Consider the following 17,425-nt stretch of genomic DNA (forward strand, 5'->3'; position numbering starts at 1 on the left):
ATGGGTTTCGAAGGCGCCAACGTGCTGTTCGACACCTGGGTGCATCCGCTGATGATGGGCCTGGAGGAGCATCTGCTCGGCATGTTCCGCGAGGACCACGAGTTCGCCGATCACGCGCCGTCGCATCTCGGTGCGGCGCCGGCGGCTCCGCCACAGCAGCCGCAGCTGCGCGTGGTCGAAACACCGGTCACCACCGAGCTTGCCTGGGCGTCCGACGCCGAGCGCGAGCTGACCAAGATTCCCTTCTTCGTGCGCGGCAAGGCCCGCCGCAACACCGAACGCTTCGCGCGGGAGCGCAATGTCAACCTGATCACGCTCGAGACCTTGTACGATGCCAAAGCGCATTTCGGTCGCTGATAACACCCCCATCCGGGTGGTGATCGTGACGATGGACAGCCATCTCGCCTCGGCTGCCGTGCGTGCGCGCGCGTCCTTGCAGGCGGAGCTGCCCGGCCTCGATCTCAAGATCCACGCGGCCGACGAATGGGGCTGCAATCCCTCCGCGCTCGACCACTGCCTCGCCGATATCGCCACCGGCGACATCGTGGTCGCGACGATGCTGTTCATGGAGGACCACATCCAGCCGGTGCTGCCGGCGCTGCAGGCCCGCCGCGATCATTGCGACGCGATGATCGGCTGCCTGTCGGCGGGCGAGGTGGTGCGGCTCACGCGGCTCGGCAAGCTGACGATGTCGGGTTCGGCCACCGGTGTGCTCGGCCTGTTGAAGCGGCTGCGCGGCAGCAACCGCTCCGGCAATTCCAGCGGCCAGGGCCAGATGAAGATGCTGCAGCGGATGCCGCGCCTCTTGCGCTACATCCCCGGCACCGCGCAGGATCTGCGCGCCTATTTCCTGACGCTGCAATACTGGCTCGCCGGCTCCGAGCAGAACTTTGCGAACATGGTGCGCTTCCTGGTCGGACGCTACGCCGACGGCCCGCGCGCCGCGCTGCGCGGCAAGCTCAAGGCCGCCGAGCCGGTGACCTATCCCGATGTCGGCCTCTATCATCCGCGCCTGAAGCAGCGTATCGCCGAGCGGCTCGACGAGCTGCCGGCCCTGCCGAAGCCGGCCGGCCGGGTCGGTGTCATCCTGATGCGCTCCTATCTGCTTGCCGCCAACACTGCCCACTATGATGGGGTGATCGCGGCGCTTGAGGCGCGCGGGCTCGCGGTCATCCCGGTGTTCGCCTGCGGCCTCGATTCGCGCCCGGCGATCGAGCGCTATTTCCAGAAGGACGGCGTCGCCACCGTCGATGCGGTGGTCTCACTCACGGGCTTCTCGCTGGTCGGCGGCCCTGCCTATAACGACGCCCGCGCCGCGGAAGAGGTGATGGCCGGGCTCGATGTGCCGCTGATCGCGGCGCACCCCCTCGAATTCCAGACCGTCGAGCAGTGGCACGACGATGCGCGCGGCCTGACGCCGGTCGAAGCCACGATGATGGTCGCGATCCCCGAGCTCGACGGCGCGGTCGGCCCGACCGTGTTCGGCGGCCGCTCGGCGATGGCCGATGCCGGCCGCGACATGGCCTCGCTGCCGGAGCGCGCCACGCAACTCGCCGCACGTGTCGCCCGCCTGGTCGAGCTGCGCCGTTCGGCGCGGGCCGAGCGCAAGATCGCGGCGGTGCTGTTCAACTTCCCGCCGAACGGCGGCAGCGCCGGCACCGCGGCCTATCTCTCGGTGTTCGAGTCGCTGCACAACGTAATGACCTCGCTGCGCGCCGCCGGCTACACGATCGACGTGCCGGCCACGGTCGACGAGCTGCGCGCGCGCGTGCTGAAGGGCAATGCCGAGCGCTTCGGCACTGCGGCCAACGTCGCCGTCCGCATCCCTGTCGATCAGCATGTCCGGCGCGAGCGGCATCTCGCCGAGATCGAGAAGCAATGGGGCCCGGCGCCCGGCCGTCACCAGACCGACGGGTCCAGCCTGATGGTGTTGGGCGAGCAGTTCGGCAACCTGTTCGTCGGCCTGCAGCCCGCCTTCGGCTATGAGGGCGATCCGATGCGGCTGTTGTTCGAGCACAGCTTCGCCCCGACCCATGCGTTTGCCGCGTTCTATCGCTGGCTGCGCGAGGACTATCGGGCCCATGCCGTGCTGCATTTCGGCACCCATGGCGCGCTCGAATTCATGCCGGGCAAGCAGGCCGGGCTCTCGGCCGAGTGCTGGCCGGAGCGGCTGATCGGCGACCTGCCGAACTTCTATATCTATGCCTCGAACAATCCGTCCGAAGGCGCGCTCGCCAAGCGGCGCGGCGGCGCGACCTTGATCAGCTATCTCACGCCCTCGATCACCAGCGCCGGCCTCTACAAGGGCCTCGCTGACCTCAAGTCATCGCTCGACGCCTGGCGCAATCTGGCGCCGGATGCGACCGAGCCGATGAGGGCGGACAGCGCCGCGCTGATCCAGGCGCAGGCGGCCGCGGTCGATCTCGCGGTGGCCGAGCCGGTCTGGGGCGATGAGCGCAACGACAGGATCGCCGCGCTCTCGGCCAGCGTGCTGGAGCTGGAATATTCGTTGATCCCGCACGGCCTGCACGTCGTCGGCGCGCCGCCGCCGCAAGATCAGCGCAAGGAGCTGCTCGACCTCGCCGGGATCACCGACGCCGCCAAGCGCGTCGAGCTCGACAGACTGCTCGCGACCGACAGCGAGACGCCGGCCATCCTGCACGCGCTCGACGGTGGCTATATCCGTCCGGTGCCCGGTGGCGATCTCCTGCGCAACACCGACGTGCTGCCGACCGGCCGCAACCTGCATGGCTTCGATCCGTTCCGCATTCCCAGCGCCTTTGCGCTGAAGGATGCCGAGCGTCAGGTCGCGCGGCTGCTCGCCCGCCATGCCGGCGAGGGCCACAATCTGCCGGAGACGATCGCGCTGGTGCTGTGGGGCACCGACAATCTCAAGACCGAGGGCGGACCGATCGCGCAGGCGCTGTGGCTGATGGGCGCCGCGCCGCGCCATGACAGCTATGGCCGTCTGTGCGGCGCGAAGCTCATCCCGCTGGAGCAACTGGGCCGGCCGCGCATCGACGTCGTGATCACGCTGTCCGGCATCTTCCGTGACCTGATGCCGCTGCAGACCAAGCTGCTTGCGGAAGCCGCGCTGCTCGCCGCGTCGGCAGACGAGGCGGCCGAATTCAACTATGTGCGCAAGCACGCGCTCGCCTTCCAGGCCGCTCATGGCGGCGAGATCGCGGACGCCGCGCTGCGCGTGTTCGGCAATGCCGAGGGCGCCTATGGCGCGAATGTCAATCATCTGATCGATTGCGGCGCCTGGACCGACGAGGACGAACTCGCCGACGTCTATACGCGCCGGAAGGGCTTTGCCTATGGCACCGACGGCCGGCCTGTCCGGCGCGACGCGCTGCTCGGCCATGTGCTCGCCGGCGTCGACGCCGCCTATCAGAACGTCGACTCGGTCGAGCTCGGCGTCACCACGATCGATCATTATTTCGATACGCTCGGCGGCATCAGCCGCGCGGTGAAGCGCGCCAAGGGCGAGGCGGCGCCGGTCTATATCGGCGATCAGACCCGCGGCGAGGGTACCGTGCGCACGCTGTCGGAGCAGGTCGCGCTGGAGACGCGCACCCGCACGCTCAATCCGAAATGGTACGAGGCGCTGCTCGCCCATGGCTATGAGGGCGTGCGCCAGATCGAGTCGCACGTCACCAACACGGTCGGCTGGTCGGCGACCACGGGGCAGGTGGCGCCCTGGGTCTATCAGCAGATCACCACGACCTTCGTGCTCGACCCCGCGATGCGCGAGCGGCTTGCCTCGCTCAATCCGGCCGCGTCGGCGAAGATCGCCAACCGTCTGATCGAGGCGCATGAGCGCAACTACTGGACCCCGGATGCTGACATGCTCGACGTGCTGCGCAAGGCCGGGGAAGAGCTCGAAGATCGCCTCGAAGGCGTAGGAGTGGCCGCATGAACGTGACCTTGAGACCGCCGCTGGCGGCAGCCCCGCGCCGCCCCGATGGGGCCGGCAGCGTCCAGGTGCAGATGGACCCGAACCTCGTGATCGGCACCGCGCGGGTGTTCTCGGTCTATGGCAAGGGCGGCATCGGCAAGAGCACGACCTCGTCGAACCTGTCGGTGGCGCTGTCCAAGCTCGGCAAGCGCGTGCTGCAGATCGGCTGCGATCCCAAGCACGACTCGACCTTCACGCTCACCAAGCGGCTGGTGCCGACCGTCATCGACATCCTCGAGCAGGTCAACTTCCACTCCGAGGAGCTGCGCCCCGACGACTTCGTCTACCAGGGCTACAACGGCGTGATGTGCGTCGAGGCCGGCGGGCCGCCGGCCGGTACCGGCTGCGGCGGCTATGTCGTCGGCCAGACCGTGAAGCTGCTCAAGGAGCATCATCTGCTCGACGACACCGACGTCGTGATCTTCGACGTGCTCGGCGACGTGGTCTGCGGCGGTTTCGCATCCCCATTGCAGCACGCCGACCGCGCGCTGATCGTCGCCGCCAACGATTTCGACTCGATCTTCGCGATGAACCGCATCGTCGCGGCGATCCAGGCCAAGTCGCGCAACTATCCGGTGCGGTTAGGCGGCGTGATCGCCAACCGAAGTGCTGCGACCGACCAGATCGACAAGTTCAACGAGCGCATCGGCATGAAGACGCTGGCGCACTTCCCGGACCTCGACGTCATCCGCAAGAGCCGGCTGAAGAAGTGCACCCTGTTCGAGATGGAGCCGTCGCCGGACGTCGAGCGCGCCCAGAACGAATATCTGCGCCTCGCCGCCTCGCTGCTCGCCGGCGTCGAGCCGATCCACGCGGTGCCGCTCAAGGACCGCGACATCTTCGATCTCCTTGGCTTCGATTGAGTGGGGCTGGCCGATGACGACAGCGGAATATCTCGCCCGCCGCAGTGAAGTGGAGACCTATTTCGACCGCACCGCGGTTGCCGCCTGGACGCGGCTGACCTCGGATGCGCCGGTCGGGCGGATCCGTGCCACCGTGCGCGCCGGCCGCGACGAGATGCGGCGGACGCTGCTGTCGTGGCTGCCGCTCGATCTGCGCGGCGCGCGGATCCTCGACGCCGGCTGCGGCACCGGCAGCTTCTCGATCGAGGCGGCGCGCCGCGGCGCCGACGTCGTCGCCGTCGACATCTCGCCGACCCTGATCGAGATCGCCCAGCGCCGTCTGCCCGACGACATCAGCCGCAACGCCATCCGGTTCGTCGCCGGCGACATGCTCGATCCCAGGCACGGCGGCTTCAACTTCGTCGTCGCGATGGATTCGTTCATCCACTACCGTGCCGAGGACGCCGTGCGGATCGTCGCGGGCCTTGCGGCGCGCACCTCCGACGCGATCCTGATGACCTACGCGCCGCGCACGCCGCTGCTGGCCGTCATGCATGCGGTCGGCGGCCTGTTCCCGCGCGGCAACCGCGCCCCGTCGATCGAGCCGGTCGCGGAGCAGAAGCTGTCTCGCCTGATTGCCGAGAATCACGACCTGGCCGACTGGCGCTGCGCGCGCAGCTGCCGCATCGCCAACGGCTTCTACATCTCCCAGGCGCTGGAGCTCCGCCCGTCATGAGCGCGCGCGCACCATCGATCATGCAGGCGTGGATGAAACTGTCGTCGCGCTATCTGCCGTTTGCGGATGCCGCCTCGACCGAGCTGCCGCTGTCGCGCCTGATGCGGCTGTCTTTGTTCCAGGTCTCGATCGGCATTTCGGTGGTGCTGCTCAACGGCACGCTCAATCGCGTCATGATCGTCGAACTCGGCGTGCCCTCCTGGCTGGTCGCGACCATGGTGGCGCTGCCGCTGGTGTTCGCACCGCTGCGGGTGCTGATCGGCTTCAAGTCCGACCATCACCGCTCGGTGCTCGGCTGGCGCCGCGTCCCCTATATCTGGATGGGAACCCTGCTGCAGTTCGGCGGCCTCGCCATCATGCCGTTCGCGCTGCTCTTGCTGTCCTCGGGCGATGCGCCGGGCCAGGTGATCGCAGGCCGCGCCGGCGCCGCCTTGGCCTTCCTGCTGGTCGGTGCCGGACTGCACACCACGCAGACCGCCGGCCTGTCGCTGGCGACCGACATCGCGCCGGAGCACTCGCGTCCGCGCGTCGTCGCCTTTCTCTATGTGATGCTGATGTTCGGCATGATGGCGAGCGCGCTGACCTTCGGCGGCGTCCTTGCCGACTTCAGCGAGATGCGCCTGATCCAGGTGATCCAGGGCGCGGCGCTGACGGAGATGGTGCTCAACGTCATCGCGCTGTGGAAGCAGGAGGCGCGCGATCCCTCGCGCACGTCGGCGAGCCGCGAGCGTCCCCGCTTCGGCGATTCCTGGCGGCAGTTCCGCGAGGCCGGCGGTTCGATGCGCGTGCTCGTCGCGGTCGGCCTCGGCACCGCCGGCTTCACCATGCAGGACATCCTGCTCGAGCCCTATGGCGCGGAGATCCTGCATCTGACCGTCGGCGAGACCACGGCGCTGACGGCGCTGTTCGCCGCAGGCACGCTCGCGGGCTTCGGTCTGTCGGCGCGCCGGCTCGGGAAAGGCTCGGATCCGTATCGGATCGCTGCGCTCGGCGGACTCGTCGGACTGTTCGCGTTCTCGGCGGTCATCTTCTCGGCGCCGCTCGCCTCGCCCCTGGTGTTCCGGATCGGCACGACGCTGATCGGCTTCGGCGGTGGCCTGTTCGCGGTGGGCACGCTGACGGCGGCGATGGCGCTGGTGCAGAACGGCGAGAGCGGGCTTGCGCTCGGCGCCTGGGGCGCGGTGCAGGCCACGGCTGCGGGTGTCGCGATCGCGGGCGGCGGCGCCATTCGCGATGTGATGTCGCAGCTGGCGCTCGACGGCCGGCTCGGCGCAGCGCTCGCCGGTCCCGCGACCGGCTACAGCATCGTCTACCACATCGAAATCGGGCTGCTGTTCGTCACGCTGGCGGTGATCGGGCCGCTGGTGCGGCGGCACGCCGCGCCGGCACAGCCATTACAATTCGGAATTGCGGAATTTCCAGGATAGCCCAGTCGGGAGGAAGCCATGACGTCTTTCACGAGCTACATCGATGTCGCCCAGGTCGTACTTTACGGTTTCTGGATATTCTTCGCGGGCCTGATCTTCTATCTGCGCACCGAGGACAAGCGCGAAGGCTATCCGCTGCAGTTCGAGGGCCGGCTCGGCCGGCAGGTCCCGTCGAGCGGCCACGGCTTCCCGACGCCGCCTTCGCCCAAGACCTATCACATGCATGGCGGCCGCACTGCGACCCTGCCGAACTGGGACAACGACCGCGCCGATGCGCCGGTGACCCCGATGTATGGCTGGCCGGGCACGCCGTATCTGCCGACCGGCAACCCGATGCTCGACGGCGTCGGCCCGGGCTCCTTCGCCGCGCGCCGGGACGAGCCGGAGCTGACCATGGACAACATCCCGGCGATCGTGCCGCTGCGCGTCGACGGCAGCATCTTCATCGCTTCCGAGGATCCGGATCCGCGTGGCATGCCGGTGTTCGGCTGTGACGGCAAGCTCGGCGGCAAGATCCGCGAGGTCTGGGTCGACCGCGCCGAGATGCTGATCCGCTATCTCGAGGTCGAGGTCGACGGCATCGTCGGACGCCACGTGCTGCTGCCGATGACGATGTGTGTCGTCGACAAGTCGCGCAAGGCGGTGCTGGTCGATGCCATCCTCGGCTCGCAATTTGCCAACGTGCCCGCTCTCGCCAAGCCCGATCAGGTCACCAAGCTCGAGGAGGACAAGATCGTCGGCTACTACGGTGGCGGCCATCTCTATGCGACCGCCGCGCGCCAGGAGCCGCTGCTGTGAGCAAGCCTCGGGAACAGGATCAGCTGATGCTGCCGGCAGGCGAGCGCCTGCTCTGGCAGGGACAGCCGACGGTGAAGTCGCTGCTGCTGCGCGTCTTCCACCTGCGCCTGGTGCTGGCTTATTTCGCGGCCCTGTTCGGCGCCCATGTCGTGTCGGGCACGCTGGATCACCAGCCGCTCACCGCATCGCTTGCCCGCGCGTCGTCGCTGGCGGCGCCGGTGGCGATTGCCACCGTTCTGCTCCTCGGCCTCGCCGTGCTCTACAGCCGCACCACGCGCTACACCATCACCTCCAGGCGCGTGCTGCTGCAGTTCGGCGCCGTGTTGCCGATGACCTTGAACGTGCCGTTCAAGCAGGTCGCGCGCGCCGACGTGAAGCTGTTCGCCGACGGCTCCGGCGATCTGCCGCTCGGCGTCACCGCCCAGCAGCGGTTGTCGTATCTTTTGCTGTGGCCGCATGCGCGGCCGTGGCGGTTGAACGAGGTCGAGCCGATGCTGCGCGGCGTGCCGAACGCGGTCGAGGTTGCCGAGATCCTCGCCAAGGCGCTGGTCGCGGCGTCGGATGGCGTGGTCGCGGCGCAGCCGATCGCTGCGGGCAACGGACAGCCGCAAGGCGCATCGCCTGCGGGCGCGGTCGTCAGCGCGGCGTGAGGAGGAGGTCATGAGCCAAGCCGAGGGCCATGTCGAACACTATGCCGAGCATCACGCCGAGCCCGACATCATCATTCCGAAGGGCGCGTTGCGCGCGGCCTTCGCGCTGGTGATTTTCTCCGTGGTCGCAGCCGGTGTCGGCCGCTGGACGGGGGTCGGCGCCGTGCACACGAATCACGCCGCCGCCGTGCAGACGGTGGCGCTGCGCTTCGAGGATCGCCCCGATGGCGGCATCTCCGTGGTGTCGCCGGACAGCGGCAAGGTGGTCGGTGTCGTCGAGGCTGGCGGCGACGGCTTCCTGCGCACGGTGCTGCGCAGCATGGCGTTCGATCGCCAGCGTCACGCGATCGGCGCGGGGCCGGCGTTCACGATCAACCGCTGGGCCGACGGCCGCATGAGCCTGGACGATCCGTCGACGGGGCGGCGCGTCGATCTCGGGCCGTTCGGTGACAACAACAAGCGCCGGTTCACGGAGCTGATGAGCATGGGAGAAACGCGATGAGAGGATTATGGGCCAACGAGCCCCGCAGCTTCGACATCGGCTGCAGCATCGAGGTCGAGCAGACCTCGGAGTCCCTGCATGCCCATGTCACGCTCGACCGTGACGTCGGCATCCGCCCAGGCGACGAGGTCGTCATTCACGGCGCGCCGATTACGGTCAAGTTCGGCGAGCAGCTCAACCTGCGGCGCACCGCGACCGTGGTGAGGGCCGGTCCGCTGAAGCGCATGATGATGCATGTCGCGGGCTATCTCGAGCTCACGGAATTGTATGACGTCAGCTTTTCGGATGGGAGGGTCAGATGATCGCAATGGAAGGTGGGTCCGGCAACATCTCCACCAAGATGGCGCTCGAGGACACGATCCTCACGCCGCGCTTCTACACCACCGATTTCGCGGCGATGGACCGGCTCAATGTCGATCTGGTGCGGCGCGAATGGGATGCGGTCATGGCGGAGCTGCGCGCCGACCACAACCGCAAGCACTTCGTGCGCACGCCGGAGTTCGACAAGGATCTCAACGATCTGCCGGAGGCCCTTCGCGCCGAGTTCAAGGACTTCCTGGTGTCGTCGCTGACGGCCGAATTCTCCGGCTGCGTGCTCTATGCCGAGATCAAGAAGCGGATCACCAATCCCGACATCCGCGAGCTGTTCCAGTTCATGAGCCGCGACGAAGCCCGTCATGCCGGCTTCATCAACGAGATCCTCAAGGATCACGGCATCGGCGTCGATCTCGGCTTCCTGACCAAGACCAAGAAGTACACCTACTTCAAGCCGAAATTCATCTTCTACGCGACCTACCTCTCGGAGAAGATCGGCTATGCCCGCTACATCACCATCTATCGCCAGATGGAGCGGCACCCGGAGCGCCAGTTCCACCCGATCTTCAAGTGGTTCGAGCGGTGGTGCAACGACGAGTTCCGCCACGGCGAGGCGTTCGCGCTGCTGATGCGCGCCGATCCGAAGCTGTTGAGCGGATACAACAAGCTCTGGATCAAGTTCTTCCTGCTCGCGGTGTTCGCCACCATGCATGTCCGTGACCACATGCGGCCGGCCTTCTATGAGGCGCTGGGCATGCCGCCGGACGAGTACGACATGCGGGTGTTCCGCATCACCTCGGAGATCTCGCGCCAGGTCTTCCCGGTCATGCTCGACATCGACAATCCGCGGTTCTGGGAAGGCCTCAAGCGCCTTCGCGAGATCTCGGAGGCAATTGCGGAGGCGAAGGCGCAAGGCGGCATCATGGGCACGCTCAAGCGTGCCGTGCTACCGCTGAAGGCCGCGCTGACCTTCGGCCGGCTGTATCTGCTGCCGGCCAAGAACAACGAGCTGCCACGGGAGATCAGGCTGCAACCCGCCTGGTGACAAGGAGCCGGACATGGGCGCGACCGCGATTGCCATTCCCTATGTCGTGTTCGTCTGGTGGTTCTCGACCGGCGCCGTGCTGGCGCTGGTCGGGCTCGCCGCCCGCCATCCGTCCGCGTTCAAATGGGGCACGGCCGCGGCTTTCGTCGCGGCCGTCTCCGGCGTCATCGTGTCGAGCCGGGCCGCCGAGGACGCCAATGCCTATTGCGCCTTCACCTGCGCGATCCTGTTGTGGGGCACGGTGGAGATGTCGCTGCTCGCCGGCTGGATCACCGGGCCGCGACCCGAGCCATGCCCGGGCGACTGCACGCCCGCCTCGCGGGTCGGCTTCGCCTTGCAGGCGATCGCCTATCACGAGCTGGCGCTGATCGCGACCGCGGGACTCGTGTTCGCGGTCACCTCGGGCGCGCCGAACCGGCTGAGCTGGTGGACGTTCGCGGCGCTGCTGGTGCTCAGGCAGAGCGCGAAGATCAATCTGTTCCTCGGCGTCCGTACCCTGAACGACGAGCTGCTGCCACAGCAGGTCCGCTTCATGCGCAGCTACTTCGCCAAGAAGTCGATCAACCCGATGTTTCCGTTCTCGATCGCCGCTGCGACCACGGCGACCGTCCTGGTCGCCGCCGCCGCGCTCGGCGCGAAATCGACGTTCGATGGTGTCGCGCTGTCGCTGCTCGCCTCGTTGATCGCCCTCGGCCTGCTCGAGCACGGCTTCATGGCGCTGCCGATGCCGGTGATCAATCTCTGGCGCTGGAGCGCGCCGGTCGAACCGGCGATGGCGGCCGTCGCTGCCATCCCCGCGCCGGTCCACGTTCCGCCGCCGGCGCCTGCAGTGCCCCTGGCGCGGCCGATGCTCAACGTTGTGCAGCCGGCGCTGGAGGCCGAGCGCCCCGCGCCGCCGCCCAAGGCTGCGATGTCGGCGCAGAAGAATGCGGCGGCCTTGGCGCGGCAGCGGCTCGAGGAGCAGTTCCGCCAGGCCTATCGCCAGGCCCGCGCCGATGCGCAGGCACAAGCCATCACCGGACTGGCCGCGGTGTCGGTCACGCCGCCGGTCGATCCGAACACGACAGCACAGGGGGGAGTACCATGAACTACGAAGACTATTTCCGCCGCCAGCTCGACGGCCTCAGGCGCGAAGGACGCTATCGCGTGTTCGCCGATCTCGAGCGCAAGGCCGGCGCCTTCCCGCGGGCGACCTATCGCGGCCCGCATGGCGAGCGCGAGGTCTCGGTGTGGTGCTCCAACGACTATCTCGGCATGGGCCAGCATCCCAAGGTGCTGGAGGTGATGCACGAGGCGCTCGACCGCTGCGGCGCCGGCGCCGGCGGCACCCGCAACATCAGCGGCACCAACCACTATCACATCCTGCTCGAGGAGGAGCTCGCCGATCTCCACGGCAAGCAGGCCGCGCTGCTGTTCAACTCCGGCTACGTCTCGAACTGGACCTCGCTCTCGACATTGGCCGCGCGCATGCCCGGCTGCGTGATCCTGTCCGACGAGCTCAACCACGCCTCGATGATCGAGGGCATCCGCCATAGCCGCTGCGAGACCAGGATCTGGCGCCACAACGACGTCGCCGATCTCCGCGACAAGCTGTCGGACCTCGACCCGAAGGTGCCGAAGCTGATCGCCTTCGAGAGCGTGTACTCGATGGACGGCGACATCTCGCCGATCTCCGACATCTGCGACGTCGCCGACGAATACAACGCGATGACCTATCTCGACGAGGTTCATGCCGTCGGCCTGTACGGCCCGCGCGGCGGCGGCATCTCCGAGCGCGACGGCGTCGCCGACCGCCTGACGGTCATCGAGGGAACGCTGGCCAAGGCGTTCGGCGTGATCGGCGGCTACATCACCGCCTCCAACACGGTCTGCGACTTCGTGCGCAGCTTCGCCTCCGGCTTCATCTTCTCCAGCTCGCTGCCGCCCGCAGTGGCCGCGGGCGCGCTGACCAGCATCCGGCATCTCAAGGCCAGCAATGCCGAGCGTGCCCGGCACCAGGACCGCGTCGCGCGCCTGCGCCGCCGCCTCGACGAAGCGGGCGTCAGCCATCTCGACAATCCCAGCCACATCGTGCCGGTGATGGTGCGCGACCCCGTGCTGTGCAAGCGGATCAGCGACATCCTGCTCGACCGCTACGGCATCTACGTGCAGCCGATCAACTACCCGACGGTGCCGCGCGGCACCGAGCGGCTGCGCATCACGCCGTCGCCCTATCACTCGGACGCCGATATCGAGCATCTGGTCGCGGCGCTGTCGGAGATCTGGGCCGAGATGGGCCTCGCTTTGGCAGCGTGACGAGGGAGGATTTGCACGGCGTTTGAGCCAGATCAATTTGTCAATCCAGCTTGACGTTAGGATGACTGGACAAATTGATAATCGGGGGAGGACGCCGTGCGGATTCTGTTGCTGCATCCGAATTATCACTCCGGCGGTGCCGAGATCGCCGGCAATTGGCCGCCGGCCTGGGCGGCCTACATCTCCGGCGCGCTGAAGGCGGCCGGCTTCACCGATCTCCGCTTCATCGACGCGATGACCAACGACCTCTCCGAGGAGCAGGTCCGCGCCATCCTGCGCAGCGAGAAGCCCGACGTCATCGGCTGCACCGCGATCACGCCCTCGATCTACAAGGCCGAGCGCCTGCTGGAGATCGCGAAAGAAGAGCATCCCGACGCGCTCACCGTGCTCGGCGGTATCCACGCCACCTTCATGTATCAGCAGGTGCTGACCGAAGCACCGTGGATCGACGCCATCGTGCGCGGCGAGGGTGAGGAGATCATCGTCGACCTGATGCGCGCGCGCGAGGACGGCCGCTGGACCAATCACCGCCGCAGCATCAAGGGCATCGCCTATCGCGACGGCAGCGAGGTGGTGGCCACGGTGGCGGCGCCGACGGTGAAGAATCTCGACGCGATCACGCCCGATTGGAGCGTGCTCGAATGGAGCAAATATATCTACATCCCGATGAACAAGCGCGTCGCCATTCCCAACATGGCGCGCGGCTGCCCGTTCACATGCAGCTTCTGCTCGCAGTGGAAGTTCTGGCGCGACTATCGCATCCGCGATCCGAAGAAGGTGGTCGACGAGATCGAGACATTGATGCGCGAGCACGACGTCGGCTTTTTCATCCTCGCCGACGAGGAGCCGACCATCAACAAGAAGAAGTTCGTCGCGTTCTGCGAGGAGCTGATCCGCCGCGACCTCAAGATCCTCTGGGGCATCAACACCCGCGTCACCGATATCCTGCGCGACGAGGCGCTGCTGCCGCTGTACCGCAAGGCCGGCCTGATCCACGTCTCGCTCGGCACAGAAGCCGCCGCGCAGATGAAGCTCGACCGCTTCAACAAGGAGACCACGGTCGCGCAGAACAAGAAGGCGATCCAGCTGTTGCGCGACGCGGGCATCGTCGTCGAGGCGCAGTTCATCGTCGGCCTCGAGAACGAGACCCGCGAGACGCTGGAAGAGACCTACCAGATGGCGCGCGACTGGAAGCCGGACCTCGCCAACTGGGCGATGTACACGCCGTGGCCGTTCTCGGACCTGTTCCGCGACCTCGGCGACAAGGTCGAGATCTTCGACTACGAGAAGTACAATTTCGTCACGCCGATCATGAAGCCGGACGCGATGGACCGCGGCGAGCTGCTCGATGGCGTGATGAACAACTACCGGCGCTTCTACATGCACAAGGCGCTGTTCTCGTACCCATGGGCCGGCTCCGGCGAGCGGCGGCGCTATCTGCTCGGCTGCCTCAAGGCGTTCCTGAAGTCGGGCTTCGAGCGCAAGTTCTACGACCTCGGCCGCGTCAACTACTGGGGACCGCAATCCAAGGGCAAGGTCGATTTCGGCTTCGACACCTCCCGCAAGCGCGCCGAGCCGGGCAAGGTCGAGTGGAAGACGAGCCATAATCGCAAGCTGACCGGACCGCAGCAGGCGCAATTGATGGCCTGCGGCGGCGGCACCGAGCAGATGAGCGACGAGGCCGAGACCAGGGTGAATTGAGATGCACGGCACGCGCGCCCAGCACTTCCAGCTGCCGCGCGGCCTTTGCCTCGGGTCTCGCCGTTTCGATGGAGGCGGTGCCGCCCGCGGCCTCAAGGTTCGAGACGCGCCGCAAGCGGCGCTCCTCACCATGAGGGGCAAGCGCCGAAAGCCGCGCTGCACATCGGACCATCGGCGAAGTGACCCTGTGTTGTTGGAGAGGCGGACAAGATCATGAGCGTCGCGGACCGCGCCTCGAACGAAGCCCTCGTCCTGAGGCGCCCGCCGCTGGCGGGCGTCTCGAAGGACGGTGGCCGGCGCGCTCCTGCGGTCAAACATCAGTCAGAACATCAGTCAGAACATCAGGCGCATGCCGGGCGCATCGGCCCGAATGCGATCATTCAGACCGCGGAGGCGCTGCGCCTGCTCGCGGGAGAAGACGCCGCGCATTGCGTTTTCGCGGTCGCGGGGCTGGAGGCCTATCTCACGTCGCCGCCGGCCGATATGGTGGATGAGACCGAGGTCATCCGCCTGCATCGCGCCCTCAGAGCCGTGTTGGACGACGATGCCGCCCGCGCGGTCAGCGTCAAGGCGGGACAACTGACCGCGGCCTATCTGCTCGCGCACCGCATTCCCGCAGCCGCCCAGCGCTTGCTTCGCATCCTGCCGGCGCGCCTCGCCAGCCATGCGCTGTCGCGCGCGATCTCGGCCCATGCCTGGACCTTCGCCGGCACCGGCATCTTCACCGGCCGTCCGGGCCGGCCGACGACTTACGAGATCAGCCATTGCCCGCTGTGCCGCGGGCAGGGGACGGACCACCCCATCTGCGACTTCTACGCCGCCACCTTCGAAACCCTGTTCGCCCGGCTCGTGCATCGGAGTGCCCGCGCGCGCGAGATCAGTTGCGAGGCCATGGGCGCCTCCGCCTGCCGCTTCGTGATCGACTGGTGAGATCACGCCATGCGCGAGGCGACACCGTCATGGCTTCGGGTGTCGCGCTCAGCGGGGCAGGAAGCGCGCGCCCTCCTTGCCGAAGAAGTCGAGCATCGCCTGCGCCGGGGGCAGCAGCAGCTTGTCGGCGCGCCGTACCGCATGCCATTGCCGGATGATCGGCAGTCCCACCACCTTCAGCGTCACCAGCCGGCCCTCGCCGAGCTCATGGGCGACGGTGTGCTGCGAGATGAAGGCGATGCCGAGCCCGGCGATCACGGCCTGCTTGATGGTCTCGTTGCTGTCCATCTCCATGCTGGTCTTGGGCTGCAGGCGGTGCTTGTCGAAGAAGGTCTCCATCAGCAGCCGGGTTCCCGATCCCGGCTCGCGGGTGATGAACACCTCGTCGGCAAGGTCCTCGGCCGCGATGCGCTTGCGGCGGGCGAGCCGGTGGCCCGCCGGCGCGATGATGACATGCGGATGCTTGCCGAACGGGCGCATGTCGACGGGAATGTCCGCCGGCGGCCGGCCCATGATGACGATGTCGAGGTCATAGCCGCGCAGCGCCTCGCGCAGGCTGTCGCGGTTGCCGATCCGCAACGTCACGTCGATCTTGGGGAAGCGCCGCGAAAACTCCGCAATTGCGAACGGCACGAAATATTTTGCGGTCGAGACCGCGCCGATCGCCACGCGCCCGCCGCTGCGGCCGGCGAGAATGTCCAGCGCCTGCTCGCAATCCTGCAGGGCCGATTCGACGCGCTCGGCGAGCGCCAGCACGCTGTGGCCGGCCTCGGTCAGGATCATGCCGTCCGTGGTGCGCTGGATCAGCGGCAGCCCGGCGAGCTCCTGAAGGTTGCGAATCTGCAGCGTGACGGCCGGCTGCGTCAGGTTCAGGCGGCCGGCCGCGGACGTCACCGATCCCGAATTCTGCACGGCCACCAGGGCACGAAGCTGGCGAATGGTGAGGTCGCGGGCGAAGTGGCGGCTCATGGAACCCTCGATGATATCGATCGCATAAGGAAAACTTTGGTCGATCCAAAGATATTGAAATTTCCCTAATCAGGCAAATCGAGTGTTGATAGCAGCGCGGCACGACGCATTCGTGCGGCTTCATCAAGCTCCCGGCAGAGGAGCTGATGGCGAGGGAGTGGCCCATGAATCATCCGTCCTTGAATCACCCGATGGATCATCATCAGACCTTGCAGGCGCATCTGGCATCCCAAGGGGCGGATGCCGACTGCGCCGCGGTCATCGAAGCCCTTGCCGACGCCGCGCGCGAGCTCGCGCGGCAGATCGCCATCGCGCCGCTGTCCGGCGTCGATGAGGGCGCCGCCACCGTCAACACCGACGGCGACATCCAGAAGGCGCTCGACATCGTCGCCGACAATCTGATGCGCGAGGCGCTGCGCCGCGCCCCGGTCGCCGGCATCCTGTCGGAAGAGGGCGATCGGCCGGAAACGGTCAATGAGGCTGCCCCACTTTGCGTGGCGATCGATCCGCTCGACGGCTCCTCGAACCTGCAGAACAATATTTCGGTCGGCACCATCTTCTCGATCCGGCCGCGCGGCCGCGACGTGCTCTCCACCTTCTTCGAGCCCGGCACGGCGCAGCGCGCCGCCGGCTTCTTCGTCTACGGCCCGCAGACCTGCCTGGTGCTGGCGATCGACCATCGCGTCGACCTCTATGTCCTGCATCCGACCCTGCACGAGTTCATCCTCGCCAAGTCGGGCATCCGCATCCCGCAGGATACGCCGGAGTTCGCGATCAACGCCTCGAACCGCCGGCACTGGAGCGGCACGGTCCGCAACTATGTCGACGAGTGCCTGTCCGGCGCGGCGGGTCCGCGCGGCCGCGACTTCAACATGCGCTGGATCGCCTCGCTGGTGGCCGAGGCCTATCGCATCCTGATGCGCGGCGGCGTCTTCCTCTATCCGGCCGATTCCCGCCCCGGCTATCGCGAGGGCCGGCTGCGGCTGGTCTATGAGGCGCATCCGATGGCGCTGATCATGGAATGGGCCGGCGGCTCCGCCTCGAGCGGCCGTGCGCGCATCCTCGAATTGTCGGCGCGCTCGCCGCATCAGCGCGCACCGCTGATCATGGGCGACGTCCGCCTGGTGCGCGATGTCGATCAGCTGCATGAGGGCGTCGAGCCGCTGTTCGAGACCAGCGACGCGCCCCTGTTCGCCCGCCGCGGCCTGTTCCGCTGATCGCGCACGGCCGAGCATCCGCCAAGCATCCGCTACG

15 protein-coding genes and 1 pseudogene are annotated in these 17,425 nt (G+C 67.3%); 15 read left to right on the forward strand and 1 reads right to left on the reverse strand.

The window, feature by feature from the left end; translation table 11 throughout:
• The 14 genes and pseudogenes from BRAS3809_RS15560 to bchJ all read left to right on the forward strand — a co-directional run.
• Positions 1–357: pseudogene (locus BRAS3809_RS15560) on the forward strand (ferredoxin:protochlorophyllide reductase (ATP-dependent) subunit B); the annotation flags it as partial.
• Positions 332–3,922: a magnesium chelatase subunit H gene (locus BRAS3809_RS15565; protein ID WP_008963069.1), complete on the forward strand. Its 3,591-nt coding sequence runs from the start codon at positions 332–334 to the stop codon at positions 3,920–3,922. The pseudogene BRAS3809_RS15560 and the gene BRAS3809_RS15565, both read left to right, overlap by 26 nt.
• Positions 3,919–4,824: a ferredoxin:protochlorophyllide reductase (ATP-dependent) iron-sulfur ATP-binding protein gene (gene bchL / locus BRAS3809_RS15570; RefSeq protein WP_008963070.1), complete on the forward strand. Its 906-nt coding sequence runs from the start codon at positions 3,919–3,921 to the stop codon at positions 4,822–4,824. The genes BRAS3809_RS15565 and bchL overlap by 4 nt, the downstream gene beginning before the upstream one ends.
• A 13-nt stretch (positions 4,825–4,837) precedes the next feature.
• Positions 4,838–5,539 carry a magnesium protoporphyrin IX methyltransferase gene (gene bchM / locus BRAS3809_RS15575; RefSeq protein WP_008963071.1) on the forward strand — a complete coding sequence of 234 codons (702 nt, stop codon included), beginning with the start codon at positions 4,838–4,840 and terminating at the stop codon, positions 5,537–5,539.
• A complete protein-coding gene (locus BRAS3809_RS15580) occupies positions 5,536–6,966 on the forward strand; it encodes a BCD family MFS transporter (protein WP_008963072.1) in 1,431 nt (476 codons plus the stop codon). The genes bchM and BRAS3809_RS15580 overlap by 4 nt, the downstream gene beginning before the upstream one ends.
• A gap of 18 nt (positions 6,967–6,984) precedes the next feature.
• Positions 6,985–7,764, forward strand: coding sequence for a photosynthetic reaction center subunit H (gene puhA, locus BRAS3809_RS15585; protein ID WP_008963073.1), 780 nt, complete (start codon positions 6,985–6,987; stop codon positions 7,762–7,764).
• Positions 7,765–7,790: 26 nt separating this feature from the next.
• Positions 7,791–8,414: a photosynthetic complex putative assembly protein PuhB gene (puhB, locus tag BRAS3809_RS15590; RefSeq protein ID WP_008963074.1), complete on the forward strand. Its 624-nt coding sequence runs from the start codon at positions 7,791–7,793 to the stop codon at positions 8,412–8,414.
• 10 nt (positions 8,415–8,424) lie between these two features.
• Entirely contained in the window at positions 8,425–8,916 is a 492-nt protein-coding gene (gene puhC, locus BRAS3809_RS15595; protein WP_008963075.1) for a photosynthetic complex assembly protein PuhC, read from the forward strand.
• Positions 8,913–9,218, forward strand: a complete 306-nt coding sequence (locus tag BRAS3809_RS15600; protein WP_008963076.1) for an O2-dependent cyclase accessory protein — start codon at positions 8,913–8,915, stop codon at positions 9,216–9,218. Before puhC ends, BRAS3809_RS15600 begins: the two co-directional genes overlap by 4 nt.
• Positions 9,215–10,276 (forward strand): magnesium-protoporphyrin IX monomethyl ester (oxidative) cyclase, encoded by a 1,062-nt coding sequence (gene acsF, locus BRAS3809_RS15605; protein WP_008963077.1) that lies wholly within the window; start codon positions 9,215–9,217, stop codon positions 10,274–10,276. The genes BRAS3809_RS15600 and acsF overlap by 4 nt, the downstream gene beginning before the upstream one ends.
• A gap of 13 nt (positions 10,277–10,289) precedes the next feature.
• Positions 10,290–11,363 carry a putative photosynthetic complex assembly protein PuhE gene (gene puhE / locus BRAS3809_RS15610; RefSeq protein ID WP_008963078.1) on the forward strand — a complete coding sequence of 358 codons (1,074 nt, stop codon included), beginning with the start codon at positions 10,290–10,292 and terminating at the stop codon, positions 11,361–11,363.
• Complete coding sequence (gene hemA, locus BRAS3809_RS15615; RefSeq protein ID WP_008963079.1) at positions 11,360–12,571, forward strand: 5-aminolevulinate synthase; 1,212 nt, start codon at positions 11,360–11,362, stop codon at positions 12,569–12,571. Before puhE ends, hemA begins: the two co-directional genes overlap by 4 nt.
• Before the next feature lie 96 nt (positions 12,572–12,667).
• The gene (bchE, locus tag BRAS3809_RS15620) at positions 12,668–14,272 is read left to right on the forward strand and encodes a magnesium-protoporphyrin IX monomethyl ester anaerobic oxidative cyclase (protein ID WP_008963080.1); all 1,605 of its coding nucleotides are present in this window, start codon (positions 12,668–12,670) and stop codon (positions 14,270–14,272) included.
• A 213-nt stretch (positions 14,273–14,485) separates the two neighbouring features.
• Positions 14,486–15,202: a bacteriochlorophyll 4-vinyl reductase gene (gene bchJ, locus BRAS3809_RS15625; RefSeq protein WP_008963081.1), complete on the forward strand. Its 717-nt coding sequence runs from the start codon at positions 14,486–14,488 to the stop codon at positions 15,200–15,202.
• A gap of 48 nt (positions 15,203–15,250) precedes the next feature.
• Here bchJ and BRAS3809_RS15630 read toward each other — a convergent pair whose 3' ends face one another.
• Complete coding sequence (locus tag BRAS3809_RS15630) at positions 15,251–16,171, reverse strand: LysR family transcriptional regulator (protein ID WP_008963082.1); 921 nt, start codon at positions 16,169–16,171, stop codon at positions 15,251–15,253.
• A 164-nt stretch (positions 16,172–16,335) separates the two neighbouring features.
• Between BRAS3809_RS15630 and BRAS3809_RS15635 the strand changes: the two genes are divergently transcribed.
• A complete protein-coding gene (locus BRAS3809_RS15635) occupies positions 16,336–17,388 on the forward strand; it encodes a class 1 fructose-bisphosphatase (RefSeq protein WP_008963083.1) in 1,053 nt (350 codons plus the stop codon).
• Positions 17,389–17,425 lie beyond the last annotated feature (37 nt).

Source organism: Bradyrhizobium sp. STM 3809 (assembly GCF_000239795.1).
Lineage (GTDB): Bacteria > Pseudomonadota > Alphaproteobacteria > Rhizobiales > Xanthobacteraceae > Bradyrhizobium.